Genomic DNA, 16,055 nt, shown 5'->3' with positions numbered 1-16,055 from the left:
CTCTGTTGACCTCCGGTCAAGTCCCGCGTACGGCACGACATTTACGGATTCGGTGCCCCGTTCCCCTCCCGCGCGCGACCCTTGCGGAGGGAGATCTTACGGTTGAACCCCGGGGGCGCATCAAGGGTCTCATGAGGTCATATGCGCCGGAGTGCGGTCCCAGTCCTCGGGCAGGGCCGGAACACCCCACGCCGGATCCGGCCGCCAGTCCTGCCAGCCGTCCGAGAACGGCGGCCCCCAGGCCTTGATCACGTCCACCGCCTCCCGCCCCGCTGCCTGCACCCGGCGGGCCTGTTCAGCGTCCATCAGACCGGACCGCTGGGCCTGCGCGAACTCGTCCTCGTCCCGCCACTTCCACGTACGGTCCGGGTAGACGGAGATGTCCAGGAAGTGGTCCACCGAGTCCACCCCGCCGGACCACCTGGTCCGCGGCTCTTCGAGGTTGACGTACCAGCTCTTGAACCGCCAGCCGTGGTCCCAGAACAGCCACACCGACCACGGGTCCGCGGGCCGGGCGAGCTTGAGCACGCCGGCGCCGAACCAGCGCGACCTCGCGGTGGTGCGCGGCGCGGTGTACCGGGTGGCGAGCGGCTCCTCGTGGACGGGGGTGCCGTCGGACAGCACCGGCTTGACGCATTCGGTGCCGGGGGCCATCCACACCGCCAGCAGGTCGGCGGTGTCCTGCACCACCGTCACCGGGCGGCAGATGTGGACCGCGCCCTTCAGGTCCGGGGCGTGGTCGCGGTAGCGCCACAGGACCTGCTCGCCCGGCCGCCAGCGGGTGCCCTGCGCGTCGCCGCCCCCGCGGCCTCCGGTACCTGTCATGCGCAGATCTTAGGGCGGGGGCCCCTGCGCCCGCTGCGGTGCAGGTCACGGAGGTGCGCGGGGACGGGAAACGACCGGATCCGGCCCCTGGGGAGAAACGTTTTCAGGGCCGCGTCATGCGCAGGACGTCGAGGGCCTCGTCCAGCTGTTCCAGCGTCAGGTCGCCCCGGTCCACGTACCCGCCCTCCAGTACGACCTCTCTGATCGTCTTCCGTTCGGCGAGGGACTTCTTGGCGACCTTGGCCGCCTCCTCGTAGCCGATGTACCGGTTCAGCGGGGTCACCACGGAAGGGGAGGACTCGGCGAACTCCCTGGCCCGGGCCGCGTTCGCGGTGATCCCGTCGACCGTGCGGTCGGCCAGCAGGCGGCTCGCGTTGCCGAGCAGCCGGATCGATTCCAGCAGGTTTCTGGCCATCACCGGGAGCATCACATTGAGCTCGAAATTGCCGGCCGCGCCCGCGACGGCGACGGTCGTGTCGTTCCCGGTCACCTGTGCGGCGACCATCAGTACGGCTTCCGGGACCACCGGATTGACCTTCCCCGGCATGATCGAGGAGCCCGGCTGGAGGTCGGGGAGATTGATTTCGGCCAATCCCGTGCGCGGTCCCGAGGCCATCCAGCGCAGATCGTTGGAGATCTTGGTCAGGGACACGGCGATCGTGCGGAGCACCCCCGAGGTCTCCACCAGCGCGTCCCGCGCGCCCTGGGCCTCGAAGTGGTTGCGGGCCTCGGTCAGCGGCAGCCCGGTCGCGGCGGCCACTTCGGCGATCACGGCGGCGGAGAATCCGGGCGGGGTGTTGATCCCGGTGCCCACGGCGGTCCCGCCCAGCGGCAGTTCGGCCAGCCTCGGCAGGGCCGCGCGCAGCCGCTCGACGCCGTAGCGCACCTGGGCGGCGTATCCGCCGAACTCCTGGCCCAGGGTCACCGGGGTGGCGTCCATCAGGTGGGTGCGGCCCGCCTTGACCACCTCGGCGAACTCGGCCGCCTTGCGCTCCAGGGCGGCGGCGAGGTGCTCCAGGGCCGGGATCAGCTCGCGGGTGACGGCGGCGGTCGCGGCGATGTGGATGGACGAGGGGAACACGTCGTTGGAGCTCTGCGAGGCGTTGACGTGGTCGTTGGGGTGGACCTCGCGGCCGAGCCGCTCGCCGGCCAGGGTGGCGATGACCTCGTTGGCGTTCATGTTGGACGAGGTCCCGGACCCGGTCTGGAACACGTCGACCGGGAAGTGCTCGTCCCAGCGGCCCTCGGCCACCTCGGAGGCGGCGGAGCGGATCGCGTCGGCGATGTCCTCGTCCACCACGCCCAGTTTGGCGTTGACCGCGGCGGCCGCGGCCTTGACGAGGGCGAGGGCCTCGATGTGGGCGCGCTCCAGGCGCTGTCCGGAGACGGGGAAGTTCTCCACCGCGCGCTGGGTCTGGGCCCGCCACTTGGCGTGCGCGGGGACCCGTACCTCGCCCATCGAGTCGTGCTCGATCCGGTGGGCGACCTGATTCTGATCGTCGGTCATGTTCATTGCCTCCTCAAAAAGTTGAGCAATTGTCTTGTTCGAAGTGTTCCCAAGTCCCCTACCGGCCAGTAAATACCGTGGGTAACACCGACAGGGGAGACGTTCATGACACGTGTACGTACGAGACCCGGGCTCAGGTCTACCGTCGCGGCGGCCGCGGCGATCGCGGCCGTCCTCGGGGGCGTCACCGCCATCACCCCCATGGCCCAGGCAGCCACTTCCACCGCGTCCGGCGCGGCAGCCGCCCCGCTCTCGCCCGAGCTGGAGGCCATCCGCGCGGCGGAGGCCGTCAAGATCTACGGCGACCCGGCGATCCGCCCGCTGAACGAGCGCAAGACCGGCCTGATCTCGCTCGGCGACAGCGAGATTTCGGGCGAGGGCGTGGGCAACTACGATCCGGCCACCAACACCCCGAACAACCAGTGCCACCGCTCGCCGGACTCCGCCATCCACCGCACCGGCATCCCGGCCGACCTGACCTTCAACGTCGCCTGCTCCGGCGGCTACACCGGCAACATCCGGATCGGCGGCAGCAAGCAGTACGCCGACGAGCTGGTGCAGAGCGACAGCCTGGCCGTCAAGGCGCGCAACACGAAGATCAAGATGGTGCTGCTGGTCGCCGGCGCCAACGACGACCTCCAGTTCGGCCCGGTCATGACCGACTGCGTGACCCGGTGGGTGCTCAGCCAGGGCACCTGCGAGCCCAAGTACGGACCGGGCTGGCAGGCGCGCGTGGACGGCCTGAAGCCCAAGGTGGAGGCGACGGTCGCCGACCTCAAGACGGTCATGCGCGACGCGGGTTACGCGGACTCCGACTACAAGCTCGTCGTGATGGGCTACCCGAGCCCCATCGGCCCCGACTTCTACGACAACCCGAACTTCCCCGGCAAGCTGCCCGGAGGCTGCGCCGGCTACGACTCCGACGCCGCCTGGGGCCGCAACTACGCGGTGCCCACCTTCGAGAAGGGCATGCGCGCGGCGGCGCTGGCCTCGGGGGCCACGTACCTGGACAACTCGCGCCTCTTCCAGGGCCACGAGGTGTGCATGGAGGACACCTGGGCCCGGGGCCTCTACCTGGACCTCGGGGACCACTTCCCGTGGGACGAGAACACCGCCCGCCAGTCCTTCCACCCCAACTACCGGGGCCACGGCGCGTTCGCGTCCTGCCTGACCCAGCTCTACGACTCGGGCCTGCGCGAGGCCTCCTGCGCCGACCCGGCGAGCACGGGCACGCCCGTACTCCAGGCCGGGGCGTGGGACTCCCTCTACGCGCCGCTGAAGAACCAGGCGACCGGCAACTGCCTCGACTCCAACGGCGGCTCCAGCGCCAACGAGACCAAGGTCATCGGCTGGGACTGCCACGGCGGCCGCAATCAGGGCTGGTGGTACGACTCCGCACGGAAGTCCGTCCACGTCGAACTCACCCACGACCGCTGCCTGGACGCCCCGGGCGCCAACTACGGCGCCGGTACGGGCCTGATCATCTGGAACTGCCACGGCGGCGCGAACCAGCAATGGGTCCGCGACGGCGCCACCCTGCGGCCGGCGGCCGCCCCGGGCATGTGCCTGACCGTGGCCGCCGCCCACGAGCAGCTGCGCCTGCAGACCTGCAACGGCGCGGCGACCCAGCGCTTCGCGTAACCCGCCCCGCACCACCCGCACCCCCCACACCCGGTCGGCCACGCCGGCCGGGTGTCCGCCCCCGGCTCCCGGCTGCCGGCACCGGCTCCTGGCCCCGGCTCCCGGCACCGGCTGCCGGAGCTCCGCAACGGCTCCCGGCTCACAACCGGCGCAGATGCTCCCGCACCTCGCGCGGCCGATTGGTGATCAAGGTATCCACACCCAGCCGCACGCACAGCTCGACGTCCTCCGGCTCGTCGACCGTCCAGACGCGCACGCGCAGCCCCTTGGCCTTCAGCCGCGCCACCAGCCCCGGATCCTTGCGCAGCAGGTCGATACCGGGACCGGCGTGCCCGGCGAAGGGCGGCCTCGGCGGCCGCACCGCCCGCTCGATGAGGTACACGGCGGGCAGCCCGGGGGCCAGCCGGTTCAGCCTGACCAGGGCGTTGCGGGAGAAGCTCATCACCTCGACGCGGCCGTCGGAGCCGTCGGCGAGCCCGTGCTCCTTGAGGACCCGTACGAGCTCGGCCTCCAGCCTGCCCCCGGCGCGGGTCGGGTGCTTCGTCTCGACGGCCAGCCCGACGGGCCGGTCGGCGGCCAGTGCCTCCTTCAGCAGGTCCTCGAAGAGCAGGACCTGAGCCCCGCGGTGCGCCTCGCCCTTCCAGCCGCCGAAGTCGAGCCCGGCCAGCTCCTCGTACGTCATGGCGGAGACGACCCCGCGCCCGTCGGAGGTCCGCTCCACCCGCCGGTCGTGCACGCACACGAGCCGCCCGTCGGCACTCAGCCGTACGTCGCACTCCAGCGCGTCGGCGCCGTCGTCGATGGCCTGCCGGTAAGCGGCCAGGGTGTGCTCGGGATGCTCATGGGAAGCCCCCCGATGAGCGATGACCCGCACGTCGCGGGCGGTGGCGAGTGAACTCATGCCCCAGACGTTATCCGCATGCGGCGACCGCCCCGGTACAGCATGCTGCACCGATGGCCGAACACCATATGACGTTCCACTGCACACCGTGCCCGTCCTGCCGGGACGAGTCCTGGCAGCGCATCGCCGACGGCCGCCTGCGCTGGGAGTGGCAGCACTACTGCCCGGTGTCCGGGACGCAGGCGTGCGAGGGTGGCTGGGGACCGGCTCCGCACCACATCCGCGAGGAGATCGTGGCGCGCGAGGGGACGGTGCGCCTGGAGGCCGGCGGCCCGCACGGCGTTCCCCTCAAGCGCCTCCGCGAGCTGATGGCCCTTTCGCTCCCGCAGCTCGTCCACGCCCGCACCCACGGCTTCGAGGCCACCCCGGTCGAGGCGGTCCTACTGCGCGCAGCGCTCGGCCGTGTGCCGGTAGACCGCGACCGCATCCACGGACCCCTGCCGGAGGGTCGGGTTTCCGTTACCGGAAACCGCCCGGCGGGGTGGGACGGCCGGGACGGCGAGAGCCCCCGGCCGGGGGCCAGGGGCTCTGTGCGGGGCGGCCGGGGCGGTTAGGCCAGGCCCGGGCCGCGGACCGGGATGTGGGTGAACGTGGGTTCCGGGGCGGGGTTCTGGAAGAAGTCGTTGCCCTTGTCGTCCACGACGATGAACGCCGGGAAGTCCTCGACCTCGATCTTCCAGACCGCCTCCATGCCGAGCTCCTCGTACTCCAGGACCTCGACCTTCTTGATGCAGTCCTGGGCCAGGCGCGCCGCCGGGCCGCCGATCGAGCCGAGGTAGAAGCCGCCGTGCGCGGCGCACGCGTCCGTCACCTGCTGCGAGCGGTTGCCCTTGGCCAGCATGACCTTCGAGCCGCCCGCCGCCTGGAACTGTTCGACGTACGAGTCCATGCGGCCGGCCGTCGTCGGGCCGAAGGAGCCCGAGGCGTAGCCCTCGGGGGTCTTCGCCGGGCCGGCGTAGTAGACCGGGTGGTCCTTCAGGTACTGCGGCATCTCCGCGCCCGAGTCCAGCAGCTCCTTGATCTTGGCGTGCGCGATGTCGCGCGCCACGACCAGCGGGCCGGTCAGGGACAGGCGGGTCTTCACCGGGTGCTCGGTGAGCGTGGCGAGGATGTCGTCCATCGGCTGGTTCAGGTCGATCGACACCACGTCGGCCGACTCGTCCAGGTGCTCGTCCGTCGTCTCCGGGAGGAAGCGGGCCGGGTCGCGCTCCAGCTGCTCCAGGAAGACGCCCTCCGCGGTGATCTTCGCGGTGGCCTGGCGGTCCGCCGAGCAGGAGACGGCGATGGCCACCGGCAGCGACGCGCCGTGGCGCGGCAGGCGGACGACGCGGACGTCGTGGCAGAAGTACTTGCCGCCGAACTGCGCGCCGATGCCGATCTTCTGCGTCAGCTCGAAGACCTGCTGTTCGAGCGCTTCGTCGCGGAAGCCGTGGCCCAGCTCGGAGCCCTCGCGCGGCAGCTCGTCGAGGTAGTGGGCCGAGGCGTACTTCGCGGTCTTGAGCGCGTGCTCCGCCGACGTGCCGCCGACCACGATCGCCAGGTGGTACGGCGGGCAGGCCGCGGTGCCCAGCGAACGGATCTTCTCCTCCAGGAACTTCATCATGGAGGCCTCGTTGAGGACCGCCTTCGTCTCCTGGTAGAGGAAGGACTTGTTGGCCGAGCCGCCGCCCTTGGCCATGAAGAGGAACTTGTACGCGCCGCCGTCCGTCGCGTACAGCTCGATCTGCGCGGGCAGGTTCGAGCCGGTGTTCTTCTCCTCCCACATGGTGAGGGGGGCCATCTGCGAGTAGCGCAGGTTCAGGCGCGTGTACGCGTCGTAGATGCCGCGCGACAGGGCCTTCTCGTCGGAGCCCTCCGTCAGCACGTTCTGGCCGCGCTTGCCCATCACGATCGCCGTGCCCGTGTCCTGGCACATGGGCAGGACGCCGGCCGCCGCGATGTTCGCGTTCTTGAGGAGGTCGAGGGCGACGAACTTGTCGTTCGACGAGGCCTCGGGGTCGTCGATGATCCGGCGCAGCTGTGCGAGGTGCGCGGGGCGCAGGAAGTGCTGGATGTCGTGGATCGCCTCTTCGGCGAGCTTGCGCAGCGCCTCGGGCTCGACCTTGAGGAACGTACGGCCGTCGGCCTCGAACGTCGACACGCCCTCCGAGGTCACCAGACGGTAGGGGGTGGTGTCCTCGCCCAGGGGCAGCAGGTCGGTGTACGCAAACTCTGGCATGACGGCAGTCATTCCTCACTCGGCAGACGGCGCTGGCGACCATTTGGCAGCGCTGCCGTCCAGCGTAGGACCTCCGTCCCCGGCCGTGTCTGTGAGGTAAGGCTCACTGTCAACTGCCGAGGACTATCGCGATCTATCGCGTATCGCTATGCTGGCTGACGTGGACCTGGAAAAGAAGCCTGTCGCGCCTGCCGCCGCCCCCGCCGGACTGCGGGCCTCCGACGCCGATCGCGACCGGATCGCGCACATCCTGGCCGATGCCCTCGCCGAGGGCCGGCTGACCGCCGACGAGCACTCCGAGCGGCTGGATTCGCTGTACGCCGTGAAGACCGTGGGGGAGCTGGAGGTTCTCGTACGGGACCTTCCGGCACCCGGCGGCCCCGCCGCCGCGCCCGCGTACGGGGTGCACCCGGCCCCGGCTCCCGCCGCCGGCCAGGCCCCCGTCTCGGAGACCGTGGTCGCCGTGTGCAGCAGCTCCACCCGCAAGGGCCGCTGGCGGCCCGGCGCGCACACCCGCGTGGTCTCCGTCCTCGGCGACGTCACCATCGACCTCACCGAGGCCGTCTTCGAGCAGCAGGTCACCGAGATCGACGTGACGAGCGTGCTCGGGAACGTCGAGATCACGGTCCCGGAGAACGTGACGCTCCGCGGCTACGGCAGCGGGATCCTCGGCAACTTCGAGGTGCACGGCGAGGGCCGCGCCGAGGGCATCGACCCCGCCGCGCCGGTGGTGATCATCCGCGGCTTCGCCCTGCTGGGCAACATCGAGGCCCGGCCCAAGCTGGGCGCCCGCCTCGTCGACCTGGCGCTCAAGCTGCGCAAGCGGCTCCAGGGGTAGCCCTCCCGGCACGTGGGAACTGCCGTGGGATCCGGCCTACTTGGCCTGGTCCGACCCTAGGATCGGCCCATGACCGCATCCAAGTGGGACCTGCTCGATCACGCGCACGCGGTGCTGCGCTCCGTCGTCGACGGAGTGCCCGCCGACGGCTGGGACCGCCCGACGCCGTGCGAACGGTGGAATGTCGGCCAAGTGCTGCAGCACGCGGCCGGCGACCAGCTCGGCTACGCCGCCCGCCTCACCGGCGGTCCGGGTCCGGCCGAGGATCCCTTCGCGCCCTCCGGCGTCCTGGCCGCCGCCCCCGCGCAGCTGCTGGCGCCGGCCCTCGACGCCGCGGCGGAGGCGTTCGCCGGCGTCGCGCCGGGTACGGCGGAGGTCGCCGTACCGCTGCCCCCGTTCACCGTCCCCGCCGAGATCGCGGTCGGTGCGGCCGCGCTCGACGCCGCCGTCCACGCCTGGGACATCGCCGTCGCCACCGGCCTGCCCTCCCCGCTGACCCCGGCCCTCGCCGCGGCCCTGCGCCCGGCGGCGGAGGCCCTCGCGGAGCCCCTGCGCGGGTTCGCGTACGGCCCGGCGCTGCTGCCGGCGCCCGATGCCGCCGCCGACCCGGTCGCGGCGCTGCTCGCGTACCTCGGCCGCCGGCCCGACTGGACGCCGCCGGACGCGCGTGGGGGCGACCGTCAGGAATGAGCCCGCGCGCGGGCGTGCGCGGGCGCGCGACGACGTGCGCAGCCGTCGCGTTTCGGTCGAAGTTCGGCGGGGCGGCGCCCCCGGTCCACGCAGTGCTTAGGGGCGCGCACAGCGGGTAGGGACAGGTGCATCGTCTCTCGCTTGCGTATACGTCGTCAGGAGTAGGCCGTGCCGCATCCGCCGCATCAGTCCCTGCAGGTAGCCGCCGTACCGAGCCTTCAGGCGCGTCCGGCCGCAGTACCGAAGCCACGGGTGCCGGCGAGGGAAGACGACGGCCCATGGCACGCGGAGGCGGTGTGCCGCCGGGACGAGGCGGGGCTGTTCTTCGCCCCCTCCAAGGAGCCCACGGCGGCCCGGCTCTCCCGCGAGGAGGCCGCGAAGAGGGTCTGCGCGCGCTGCCCCGTGATGGTCGCCTGCCGCGAGCACGCACTGCTCCAGCCCGAGCCGTACGGGGTGTGGGGCGGGCTCACCGCGGCCGAGCGCCGCGTGGTGCTGGCCCGCCGCAGGCGCCGCGCGGCGGAACTGCGCCAAGCGCCGGGGGCCGGGCCGATAGCCGCCGCGGGCTGAGCCCCGTACGTACGAGAGCGAGAGGGGCACCCACCGCCGCACGCGGTGGGTGCCCCTCTCGCCGTACCTGCTGCCCTGTTCGCAGGCTCCTACTGGGCGCGGTCGAAGTCGATCGCGCTGTACGCGCGCAGCTTCGACAGCCGGTGGGTCGAGTCGATCTGCCGGATCGTGCCCGACTTCGAGCGCATGACCAGCGAGGACGTGGTCGCGGTCTCCGAGCGGTAGTGGACGCCGCGCAGCAGCTCGCCGTCCGTGATGCCGGTGGCGACGAAGAACACGTTGTCGCCGGAGACCAGGTCGTCGGTGTGCAGGACCCGGTCCAGGTCGTGGCCCGCGTCGATGGCCTTCTGGCGTTCGGCCTCGTCCTTGGGCCACAGCTTGCCCTGGATCGTGCCGCCGAGGCACTTGATGGCGCAGGCCGAGATGATGCCCTCGGGGGTGCCGCCGATGCCGAGGAGCAGGTCCACGCCGGTGCCCTCGCGCACCGCCATGACCGAGCCCGCGACGTCGCCGTCCGAGATGAACTTGATCCGGGCGCCCGTCTCGCGGATCTCCTTGACGATGCCCTCGTGGCGCGGGCGGTCCAGGATGATCACGGTGACGTCTTCCACGGCCATGTTCTTGGCCTTGGCGACGCGGCGGATGTTGACCGAGACCGGCGCGTTGATGTCGACGAAGTCGGCGGCCTCGGGGCCGGTGACCAGCTTCTCCATGTAGAAGACCGCGGACGGGTCGAACATGGCGCCGCGGTCGGCGGCGGCCAGCACGGCGATGGCGTTCGGCATGCCCTTGGCGTTCAGGGTGGTGCCGTCGATCGGGTCGACCGCGATGTCGACCTCGGCGCCGGTGCCGTCGCCGACCCGCTCGCCGTTGAACAGCATCGGGGCTTCGTCCTTCTCGCCCTCGCCGATGACGACGACGCCGTTCATCGAGACGGTGGAGATCAGGGTCCGCATCGCGTTGACCGCGGCGCCGTCGGCGCCGAGCTTGTCGCCGCGCCCGACCCACCGGCCCGCGGCCATGGCGGCGGCCTCGGTCACCCGGACGAGTTCCAGGGCGAGGTTGCGGTCGGGGGCCTCCGGAGAGACTTCGAGCTGGGGCGGCAGGTTGTGCTCGGTCATCGGAGCGCACCTTTCTGTACGGCGACGGCCGGGAAGTGAGGGTGCTGGAACTCTATCGGTACGTCGACAAATTGAGCAGACCGGGTCACGTATGAGCGGAATATCGGTCAGGCGTTTGGCGTGAGCGGACATCTTGCGCGCCGGCCGGCGGACCCGGGCGGGCGCCGCGCCGACCCCGGCGGAGATCACTCCCGGTCATGGGGGACGATGGTGGCGTGGCAGGTATGAAGGGCAAGCAGACGGTCTGGGACATGGTCCGGTCGCTGGCGGTGATCGGTGTCGTCGTCGCGGGGATCTACATCTTCGTCCCGCATGACGAGAAGTCCGATCCGACACACGTGGTCGACTACCGGGTGGAGACGATCACCGCCCGGCGCGCGGCGCCGTATCCGGTGGCGGTGCCCGTGGGGCTCCCCGCGGAGTGGCGCGCGACCTCGGTGACGTACGACCGCAAGGCGGCGAACGCCTGGCACCTGGGCTTCCTGGACCCGAAGGGCCAGTACGTCGCGATCGAGCAGTCGAGCGACGCCTCGGCCAAGCACCTGACCTCCGTCACCCAGAAGGCGAAGCCCACCGGGCAGACGCAGCAGATCGGCGACCTGACCTGGGAGCGCTGGGAGGGCGAGAAGTACGACGCCCTCGTCCGGCAGGAGCAGGGTTACGCCACGGCCGTGACCGGCACGGCCTCCTTCGAGGACCTGGGCGCGATGGCGGCGGCGCTGGAGTTCAAGCAGGAGACCCAGCAGGCGCCGAAGCAGGGCGCGTAGCGGTGATGTGAGCCGGCGGTACGTACGCGGAAGGCCGCCCCCCGGATGTCGGGGGGCGGCCTTTCCGCGTACGTGTCCGGACTCGGAGCCGGGCGCGGGCTCAGTCTCAGACGGTGGTGATGACCTCGTCGAAGCTCAGGCGCGGGGAGCGGTCGAACCAGGCGTCATCGCCCGGCTTGCCGATGTTGACGACCATGATCGGGGTGTGGTCGGCGTCCAGGAACTCCTTCTGGATGCCGGCGAGGTCGGCGCCGGTCATCGGGCCCGCGGCCAGGCCGGCGGCGCGAACGCCCACGATGAAGTACGCGGCCTGGAGGGCGCCGTTCACCAGCGCGGACTGCTCACGCACCGGGCGCTCGGAGAAGAACATGTCCTTGGCCGGCGGGAAGTGCGGCAGCAGGCGCGGCAGCTCCTCGTGGAACTCGTTGTCCGCGGAGAGGATCGCGACGAGCGGCGCGGCGGCGGTCTTGGCCTGGTTGCCCTCGGCCATGTGCTTCACCAGGCGCTCGCGGGCCTCGGGGGAACGGACCAGGGTGATGCGCAGCGGGGTGCCGTTGAAGGCGGTGGGGCCGAACTTCACCAGGTCGTAGATCGCCTGGACCTGCTCCTCGGTCACCGGCTCGTCGGAGAACGAGTTGGCGGTGCGGGCCTCGCGGAACAGCAGGTCCTGGGCGGCGGAGTCGAGAACGAGAGACATCGGAAAGCCTTCTTCCATACATGCGGAGGTGAAGCGATGCCCCGACTGTAAGCCGAAAGTTGTAGAACTTTCAACTAAATCTGCTGGAGGATGACTCACATCACGTTTGGCGGGCTGCTCAGGCGTCCCGCCCGTCGCCCTCCCCGCCCCCTCCGGGCCCGTCGGCCCCCGCCTCCCGGGCCGCCAGCGCCGAGTCGAGCCGGGCGCGTGCGCCTTCCAGCCAGCGCCTGCAGACCTGCGCGAGCTCCTCGCCGCGCTCCCAGAGCGCGAGCGAGTCCTCCAGGGAGGTCCCGCCGGCCTCCAGCTTGCGGACGACCTCGATGAGCTCGTCCCTGGCCTGCTCGTACCCCAACGAGGTATCGGTTTCCGTCATTCCCGTCCCGCCTTGTGTGTGTCGTCCATCGAATCCACCCGTACGGAGAACTCGCCCTCCGCGACCCGCGCCCGCAGCACCTCGTCCCCCGAGACCTCCTCCGGCGAGCGCACCACGTGCCCGTCCGCCCGCTGGAGCACGGCGTACCCCCGCTCCAGCGTCGCCGCCGGAGACAGCGCCACCACCCGGGCCAGGGTGTGCGCCAGCTCCGAATCCGCGCGGTCCAGCAGGTGCCCCAGGGTCCGCCGGCTGCGCCCCAGCAGGGCCTCCAGCTCCGCCTCGCGCGTCTCCACCATCCGCTGGGGATGGACGAAGACCGGCCGGGCCAGCGCGTGCGCGAGCCCCCGCTCCTCCCGGTCGAGCAGAGCGCGCACCGCCCGCAGCCCACGGCCCTGGAGCTGGCGCACCCGCTCCAGCTCCTCGCCCACGTCCGGGACCACCTTCTTCGCGGCGTCCGTGGGCGTGGAGGCCCGCAGGTCCGCGACGAGGTCCAGAAGCGGGGAGTCCGGCTCGTGCCCGATCGCCGACACCACGGGCGTACGGGCCGCCGCGACGGTCCGCACGACCTCCTCGTCGGAGAAAGGCAGCAGGTCCTCGACGCTGCCGCCGCCGCGGGCCACGATGATCACGTCGACCTCGTCCAGGGCGTCGAGCTCCTTGACCGCCCGGATCACCTGGGGCACCGCGTTCACCCCCTGGACCGCCACGTTCCGCACCTCGAAGCGGACCGCCGGCCAGCGCCGCCGGGCGTTCTCCAGTACGTCCCGCTCGGCCGCCGAGGCCCGTCCGACCACCAGCCCGATCAGCTGCGGCAGGAACGGCAGCGGCTTCTTGCGGTCCAGCGCGAAGAGCCCCTCCGAGGCGAGGGAGCGCTTGAGCTTCTCCAGCCGGGCGAGCAGCTCGCCGATGCCGACGGGCCGTATCTCCGTGGCCCGCAGCGAGAGCTGCCCGCGCGGGGCGTACCACTCCGGCTTGGCCAGGACGACGACCCGCGCGCCCTCCGTCACCGCGTCCGCGACCTCGTCGAAGACCTGGCGGAAGCAGGTGACGCTGAGCGAGATGTCGTGCGAGGGATCGCGCAGCGTCAGGAAGACCACCCCCGCCCCCGGCCGCCGCGAGAGCTGCGTGATCTGCCCCTCCACCCACACCTGGCCCAGCCGGTCGATCCAGCCCCCGATGAGCCGGGACACCTTGCCGACCGGCAGCGGCGCGTCAGCCGACGTATTCAGACCCATGTGCGCAGGCTATCCGCCCGCGCCGACAGCCACACTGACAGCGCCTCAGGGGCCGGTGACGGTGTCGGGATCCGGTCGGTCCTGAGGCGCCGGGATCCGTCCGGCCCGCACCGCCGGGCTCCGCCCCGGCTCTCGGATCAGCTTGCGGACGCACCCCCGGCCCCGGTCTCGCCCCCGCCCCCGGCCTCGCCCCGGCCCCCGGTCTCGCCCCCGCCCCCGTCCCGGCGCGTGCCCTGGACCGCGAGGACCGCCAGCCCCGCCGCCAGCCAGACCGCGCCCACCACCTGCGCCGTCCAGGCCGCCTCCACGATCACCGCGACCGTCACGGCCGCCCCCAGCACCGGCAGCAGCAGGTGCTTCCACCAGACCGGGGCCCCCGCCCCGCGCTTGACCACGAACCAGCCGACCACCGAGGCGTGCAGCAGCGTGAACGCCACCAGCGCGCCCACGTCGACCACCGAGACCAGCTGGTCCAGCCCGTCGTCGCGCCGCGCCGCCCACACCGCCGCGACCAGCGTGATCGTCGCCGCCACCAGCAGGGCCGGCCGCGGCGTCCCGTCCGAGGTGCGCGCGAGCACCCCCGGCAGCCGGCGCTCGCGGGCCATCGCGAACACCAGCCGGCCCGCCGCCGCCTGCCCGGCCAGCGCCGCGAAGGCCGCTCCGATCGCCTTGCTGACCGCGACCAGATCGTGCAGCCAGGTCCCGACCGAGGACTCCACCGCGGTGTAGAAGGCCGGTCCCTGCTGGGCCGGATCGGCCGCCAGCTGCGCCGAGGACACCGGCATCAGCAGCGCCGCGAGGTAGCTCTGCACGAAGAAGAGCACCCCGGCCAGCGCCAGGCAGAACAGCACCGCCCGCGCCACCCGCTCCGAGCCCCCCGTCACCTCCTCCGCGAACGAGGCGATCGCGTCGAAGCCGAGGTACGAGAGGACCGCCACCGACACCGCGCCCAGCACGGCCGACAGGGAGAAGCCCAGAGACCCGTCCCCGGTCAGCGGCGACAGCCAGCCGCGCTGCGACCCGTCCCGGACCAGGACCGTCACCGCGGACACCACGAACACCAGCAGTACCGCGATCTCCATGGCCAGCACGGCGAAACCCACGCGCGCGGCCGCCCGCACGCCCCACAGGTTCAGCGCGGTGGTCACCACCACGGCCAGCGCCGTCCACACCCACCGCGACACCTCGGGGACGAGGGCGTTCATCGCGATCCCGGAGAAGAGGTACGCCACCGCCGGGATCAGCAGGTAGTCGAGCATCGCCATCCAGCCCGCGATCAGCCCGGCGCCCTCGCCGAGCCCCTTGCGGGCGTACGTGAAGACCGAGCCGGCCTGCGGGGCCACCTGGACCATCTGCGCGTAACTGAAGGCCGTGAAGGCCATCGCTACCGTCGCGCAGAGGTAGACGAGCGCGACGGCGCCGTGCGATGTGGCGTCGAGGGTGCCGAAGACCCCGACCGGGGCCATCGGGGCGATGAAGAGGAGCCCGTACACGACCAGGTCGCGGAATCCGAGGCTCCGCCGGAGGGCCGCCTTCGGCGCCGTACCGGGATCCGTCACGGACGCCATCATTCCTCCGAGGGGCGGTCGGCTCGTACGTTCGACCCAGTCTGTGCCGAATGGGCGACGCCCGGCCTCCTGGAGACCCCCGTACGATGGACCGCATGACTGCTGCCGCCCCTGTTCCCGCTTCCCGACGCGTCCTGCTCGCCGCCCCGCGCGGCTACTGCGCGGGCGTGGACCGAGCCGTGATCGCCGTCGAGAAGGCCCTTGAGCAGTACGGCGCGCCGGTCTACGTCCGCCACGAGATCGTGCACAACAAGTACGTCGTGCAGACCCTGGAGAAGAAGGGCGCCATCTTCGTCGAGCGGACGGAGGAGGTGCCCGAGGGCTCGATCGTGATGTTCTCCGCGCACGGCGTGGCACCGGTGGTGCACGAGGAGGCGGCGCGCGGCAAGCTGGCGACGATCGACGCGACCTGCCCGCTGGTCACCAAGGTGCACAAGGAAGCGATCCGCTACGCGAACGAGGACTTCGACATCCTCCTCATCGGCCACGAGGGCCACGAGGAGGTCATCGGCACCTCGGGCGAGGCCCCGGACCACATCACGATCGTCGACGGCCCGCACGACGTGGAGAAGGTCAACGTCCGCGACGAGTCCAAGGTCGTCTGGCTGTCGCAGACCACGCTCTCGGTCGACGAGACGATGGAGACGGTCGACGCGCTCAAGACCAAGTTCCCGCTGCTGGTCTCGCCGCCGAGCGACGACATCTGCTACGCCACCTCCAACCGCCAGGCGGCGGTGAAGGTGATGGGCGCCGACTCCGACCTCGTCATCGTCGTCGGCTCCAAGAACTCCTCGAACTCCATCCGCCTCGTCGAGGTGGCCAAGGACGCGGGCGCGCGCGCCGCGTACCTCGTGGACTTCGCGAGCGAGATCGACGAGGCCTGGCTGGAGGGTGTCACCACGGTCGGGCTGACCTCGGGCGCCTCGGTGCCGGAGGTGCTGGTCGAGGAGGTCCTGGAGTGGCTGGCCGCCCGCGGCTACGCCGACGTGGAGATCGTCAAGACGGCGGAGGAGTCCATCACCTTCTCCCTGCCGAAGGAGCTGCGCCGCGACCTGCGCGCCGAAGCGGCCTCGCTGGTCGCCGAGAAGTAGCCCGTTTCGTTTCGTA

16 protein-coding genes are annotated in these 16,055 nt (G+C 71.7%); 7 read left to right on the top strand and 9 right to left on the bottom strand.

What is annotated here, in order from left to right; genetic code table 11:
* Positions 1–129: 129 nt before the first annotated feature.
* Positions 130–825, bottom strand: a complete 696-nt coding sequence (locus ACFYXV_RS03415; RefSeq protein WP_385475717.1) for a DUF402 domain-containing protein — start codon at positions 823–825, stop codon at positions 130–132.
* A gap of 103 nt (positions 826–928) precedes the next feature.
* Positions 929–2,332 carry a class II fumarate hydratase gene (locus tag ACFYXV_RS03410; RefSeq protein WP_385475719.1) on the bottom strand — a complete coding sequence of 468 codons (1,404 nt, stop codon included), beginning with the start codon at positions 2,330–2,332 and terminating at the stop codon, positions 929–931.
* A gap of 105 nt (positions 2,333–2,437) precedes the next feature.
* On the opposite strand from ACFYXV_RS03410, the gene ACFYXV_RS03405 reads away from it, so the two are divergent.
* Positions 2,438–3,973, top strand: coding sequence for a ricin-type beta-trefoil lectin domain protein (locus ACFYXV_RS03405; RefSeq protein WP_385475721.1), 1,536 nt, complete (start codon positions 2,438–2,440; stop codon positions 3,971–3,973).
* 139 nt (positions 3,974–4,112) lie between these two features.
* On the opposite strand, the gene ACFYXV_RS03400 is transcribed toward ACFYXV_RS03405, so the two are convergent.
* Positions 4,113–4,874 (bottom strand): glycerophosphodiester phosphodiesterase, encoded by a 762-nt coding sequence (locus tag ACFYXV_RS03400; RefSeq protein WP_385475723.1) that lies wholly within the window; start codon positions 4,872–4,874, stop codon positions 4,113–4,115.
* A gap of 53 nt (positions 4,875–4,927) precedes the next feature.
* Between ACFYXV_RS03400 and ACFYXV_RS03395 the strand changes: the two genes are divergently transcribed.
* Positions 4,928–5,428 (top strand): hypothetical protein, encoded by a 501-nt coding sequence (locus tag ACFYXV_RS03395; RefSeq protein WP_389381908.1) that lies wholly within the window; start codon positions 4,928–4,930, stop codon positions 5,426–5,428.
* On the opposite strand, the gene ACFYXV_RS03390 is transcribed toward ACFYXV_RS03395, so the two are convergent.
* On the bottom strand, positions 5,425–7,092 hold the full coding sequence (locus tag ACFYXV_RS03390) for a fumarate hydratase (RefSeq protein WP_389381907.1): 1,668 nt from the start codon (positions 7,090–7,092) through the stop codon (positions 5,425–5,427). The two genes, ACFYXV_RS03395 and ACFYXV_RS03390, sit on opposite strands and share 4 nt — an antisense overlap.
* 160 nt (positions 7,093–7,252) lie before the next feature.
* Between ACFYXV_RS03390 and ACFYXV_RS03385 the strand changes: the two genes are divergently transcribed.
* The 3 genes from ACFYXV_RS03385 (at position 7,253) to ACFYXV_RS03375 (ending at position 9,187) form a co-directional block, all read left to right on the top strand.
* Positions 7,253–7,930, top strand: a complete 678-nt coding sequence (locus ACFYXV_RS03385) for a DUF1707 domain-containing protein (RefSeq protein ID WP_385475729.1) — start codon at positions 7,253–7,255, stop codon at positions 7,928–7,930.
* A 69-nt stretch (positions 7,931–7,999) separates the two neighbouring features.
* Positions 8,000–8,620 (top strand): TIGR03086 family metal-binding protein, encoded by a 621-nt coding sequence (locus ACFYXV_RS03380; protein WP_385475731.1) that lies wholly within the window; start codon positions 8,000–8,002, stop codon positions 8,618–8,620.
* Positions 8,621–8,788: 168 nt separating this feature from the next.
* Positions 8,789–9,187, top strand: a complete 399-nt coding sequence (locus ACFYXV_RS03375) for a WhiB family transcriptional regulator (protein ID WP_078622249.1) — start codon at positions 8,789–8,791, stop codon at positions 9,185–9,187.
* 89 nt (positions 9,188–9,276) lie between these two features.
* Here the strand turns inward: ACFYXV_RS03375 and glpX are convergent, their stop codons facing one another.
* A complete protein-coding gene (glpX, locus tag ACFYXV_RS03370) occupies positions 9,277–10,308 on the bottom strand; it encodes a class II fructose-bisphosphatase (RefSeq protein ID WP_385475734.1) in 1,032 nt (343 codons plus the stop codon).
* A gap of 224 nt (positions 10,309–10,532) precedes the next feature.
* Between glpX and ACFYXV_RS03365 the strand changes: the two genes are divergently transcribed.
* Positions 10,533–11,075 carry a DUF4245 domain-containing protein gene (locus tag ACFYXV_RS03365; protein ID WP_389382112.1) on the top strand — a complete coding sequence of 181 codons (543 nt, stop codon included), beginning with the start codon at positions 10,533–10,535 and terminating at the stop codon, positions 11,073–11,075.
* A gap of 106 nt (positions 11,076–11,181) precedes the next feature.
* Here ACFYXV_RS03365 and ACFYXV_RS03360 read toward each other — a convergent pair whose 3' ends face one another.
* The 4 genes from ACFYXV_RS03360 to ACFYXV_RS03345 all read right to left on the bottom strand — a co-directional run bounded on the left by ACFYXV_RS03360 (position 11,182) and on the right by ACFYXV_RS03345 (position 14,948).
* Complete coding sequence (locus ACFYXV_RS03360) at positions 11,182–11,772, bottom strand: malonic semialdehyde reductase (protein WP_389381906.1); 591 nt, start codon at positions 11,770–11,772, stop codon at positions 11,182–11,184.
* Between the two features lie 118 nt (positions 11,773–11,890).
* A complete protein-coding gene (locus ACFYXV_RS03355) occupies positions 11,891–12,145 on the bottom strand; it encodes an exodeoxyribonuclease VII small subunit (protein ID WP_385475738.1) in 255 nt (84 codons plus the stop codon).
* Positions 12,142–13,380, bottom strand: coding sequence for an exodeoxyribonuclease VII large subunit (xseA, locus tag ACFYXV_RS03350; RefSeq protein WP_385475740.1), 1,239 nt, complete (start codon positions 13,378–13,380; stop codon positions 12,142–12,144). Before xseA ends, ACFYXV_RS03355 begins: the two co-directional genes overlap by 4 nt.
* A 137-nt stretch (positions 13,381–13,517) precedes the next feature.
* Positions 13,518–14,948: an APC family permease gene (locus ACFYXV_RS03345; protein WP_385475742.1), complete on the bottom strand. Its 1,431-nt coding sequence runs from the start codon at positions 14,946–14,948 to the stop codon at positions 13,518–13,520.
* 86 nt (positions 14,949–15,034) lie between these two features.
* Here ACFYXV_RS03345 and ACFYXV_RS03340 point away from each other — a divergent pair, with 86 nt between their 5' ends.
* Positions 15,035–16,039 (top strand): 4-hydroxy-3-methylbut-2-enyl diphosphate reductase, encoded by a 1,005-nt coding sequence (locus tag ACFYXV_RS03340; RefSeq protein ID WP_385475744.1) that lies wholly within the window; start codon positions 15,035–15,037, stop codon positions 16,037–16,039.
* The last annotated feature ends 16 nt before the right edge of the window (positions 16,040–16,055 follow it).

It is taken from the genome of Streptomyces sp. NPDC002181 (assembly GCF_042890485.1).
GTDB lineage: Bacteria > Actinomycetota > Actinomycetes > Streptomycetales > Streptomycetaceae > Streptomyces.
This window is presented reverse-complemented; position numbering and strand designations above follow the sequence as displayed.

Excerpts from the sequence above, each read along its gene's own strand:
- ACFYXV_RS03400 (WP_385475723.1), bottom strand. The coding sequence starts at position 4,874 with ATGAGTTCACTCGCCACCGCCCGCGACGTGCGGGTCATCGCTCATCGG.
- ACFYXV_RS03340 (WP_385475744.1), top strand. The coding sequence starts at position 15,035 with ATGGACCGCATGACTGCTGCCGCCCCTGTTCCCGCTTCCCGACGCGTC.
- glpX (WP_385475734.1), bottom strand. The coding sequence starts at position 10,308 with ATGACCGAGCACAACCTGCCGCCCCAGCTCGAAGTCTCTCCGGAGGCC.
- xseA (WP_385475740.1), bottom strand. The coding sequence starts at position 13,380 with ATGGGTCTGAATACGTCGGCTGACGCGCCGCTGCCGGTCGGCAAGGTG.
- ACFYXV_RS03355 (WP_385475738.1), bottom strand. The coding sequence starts at position 12,145 with ATGACGGAAACCGATACCTCGTTGGGGTACGAGCAGGCCAGGGACGAG.
- ACFYXV_RS03380 (WP_385475731.1), top strand. The coding sequence starts at position 8,000 with ATGACCGCATCCAAGTGGGACCTGCTCGATCACGCGCACGCGGTGCTG.
- ACFYXV_RS03345 (WP_385475742.1), bottom strand. The coding sequence starts at position 14,948 with ATGGCGTCCGTGACGGATCCCGGTACGGCGCCGAAGGCGGCCCTCCGG.
- ACFYXV_RS03395 (WP_389381908.1), top strand. The coding sequence starts at position 4,928 with ATGGCCGAACACCATATGACGTTCCACTGCACACCGTGCCCGTCCTGC.
- ACFYXV_RS03390 (WP_389381907.1), bottom strand. The coding sequence starts at position 7,092 with ATGCCAGAGTTTGCGTACACCGACCTGCTGCCCCTGGGCGAGGACACC.
- ACFYXV_RS03410 (WP_385475719.1), bottom strand. The coding sequence starts at position 2,332 with ATGACCGACGATCAGAATCAGGTCGCCCACCGGATCGAGCACGACTCG.
- ACFYXV_RS03415 (WP_385475717.1), bottom strand. The coding sequence starts at position 825 with ATGACAGGTACCGGAGGCCGCGGGGGCGGCGACGCGCAGGGCACCCGC.
- ACFYXV_RS03365 (WP_389382112.1), top strand. The coding sequence starts at position 10,533 with ATGAAGGGCAAGCAGACGGTCTGGGACATGGTCCGGTCGCTGGCGGTG.
- ACFYXV_RS03360 (WP_389381906.1), bottom strand. The coding sequence starts at position 11,772 with ATGTCTCTCGTTCTCGACTCCGCCGCCCAGGACCTGCTGTTCCGCGAG.
- ACFYXV_RS03405 (WP_385475721.1), top strand. The coding sequence starts at position 2,438 with ATGACACGTGTACGTACGAGACCCGGGCTCAGGTCTACCGTCGCGGCG.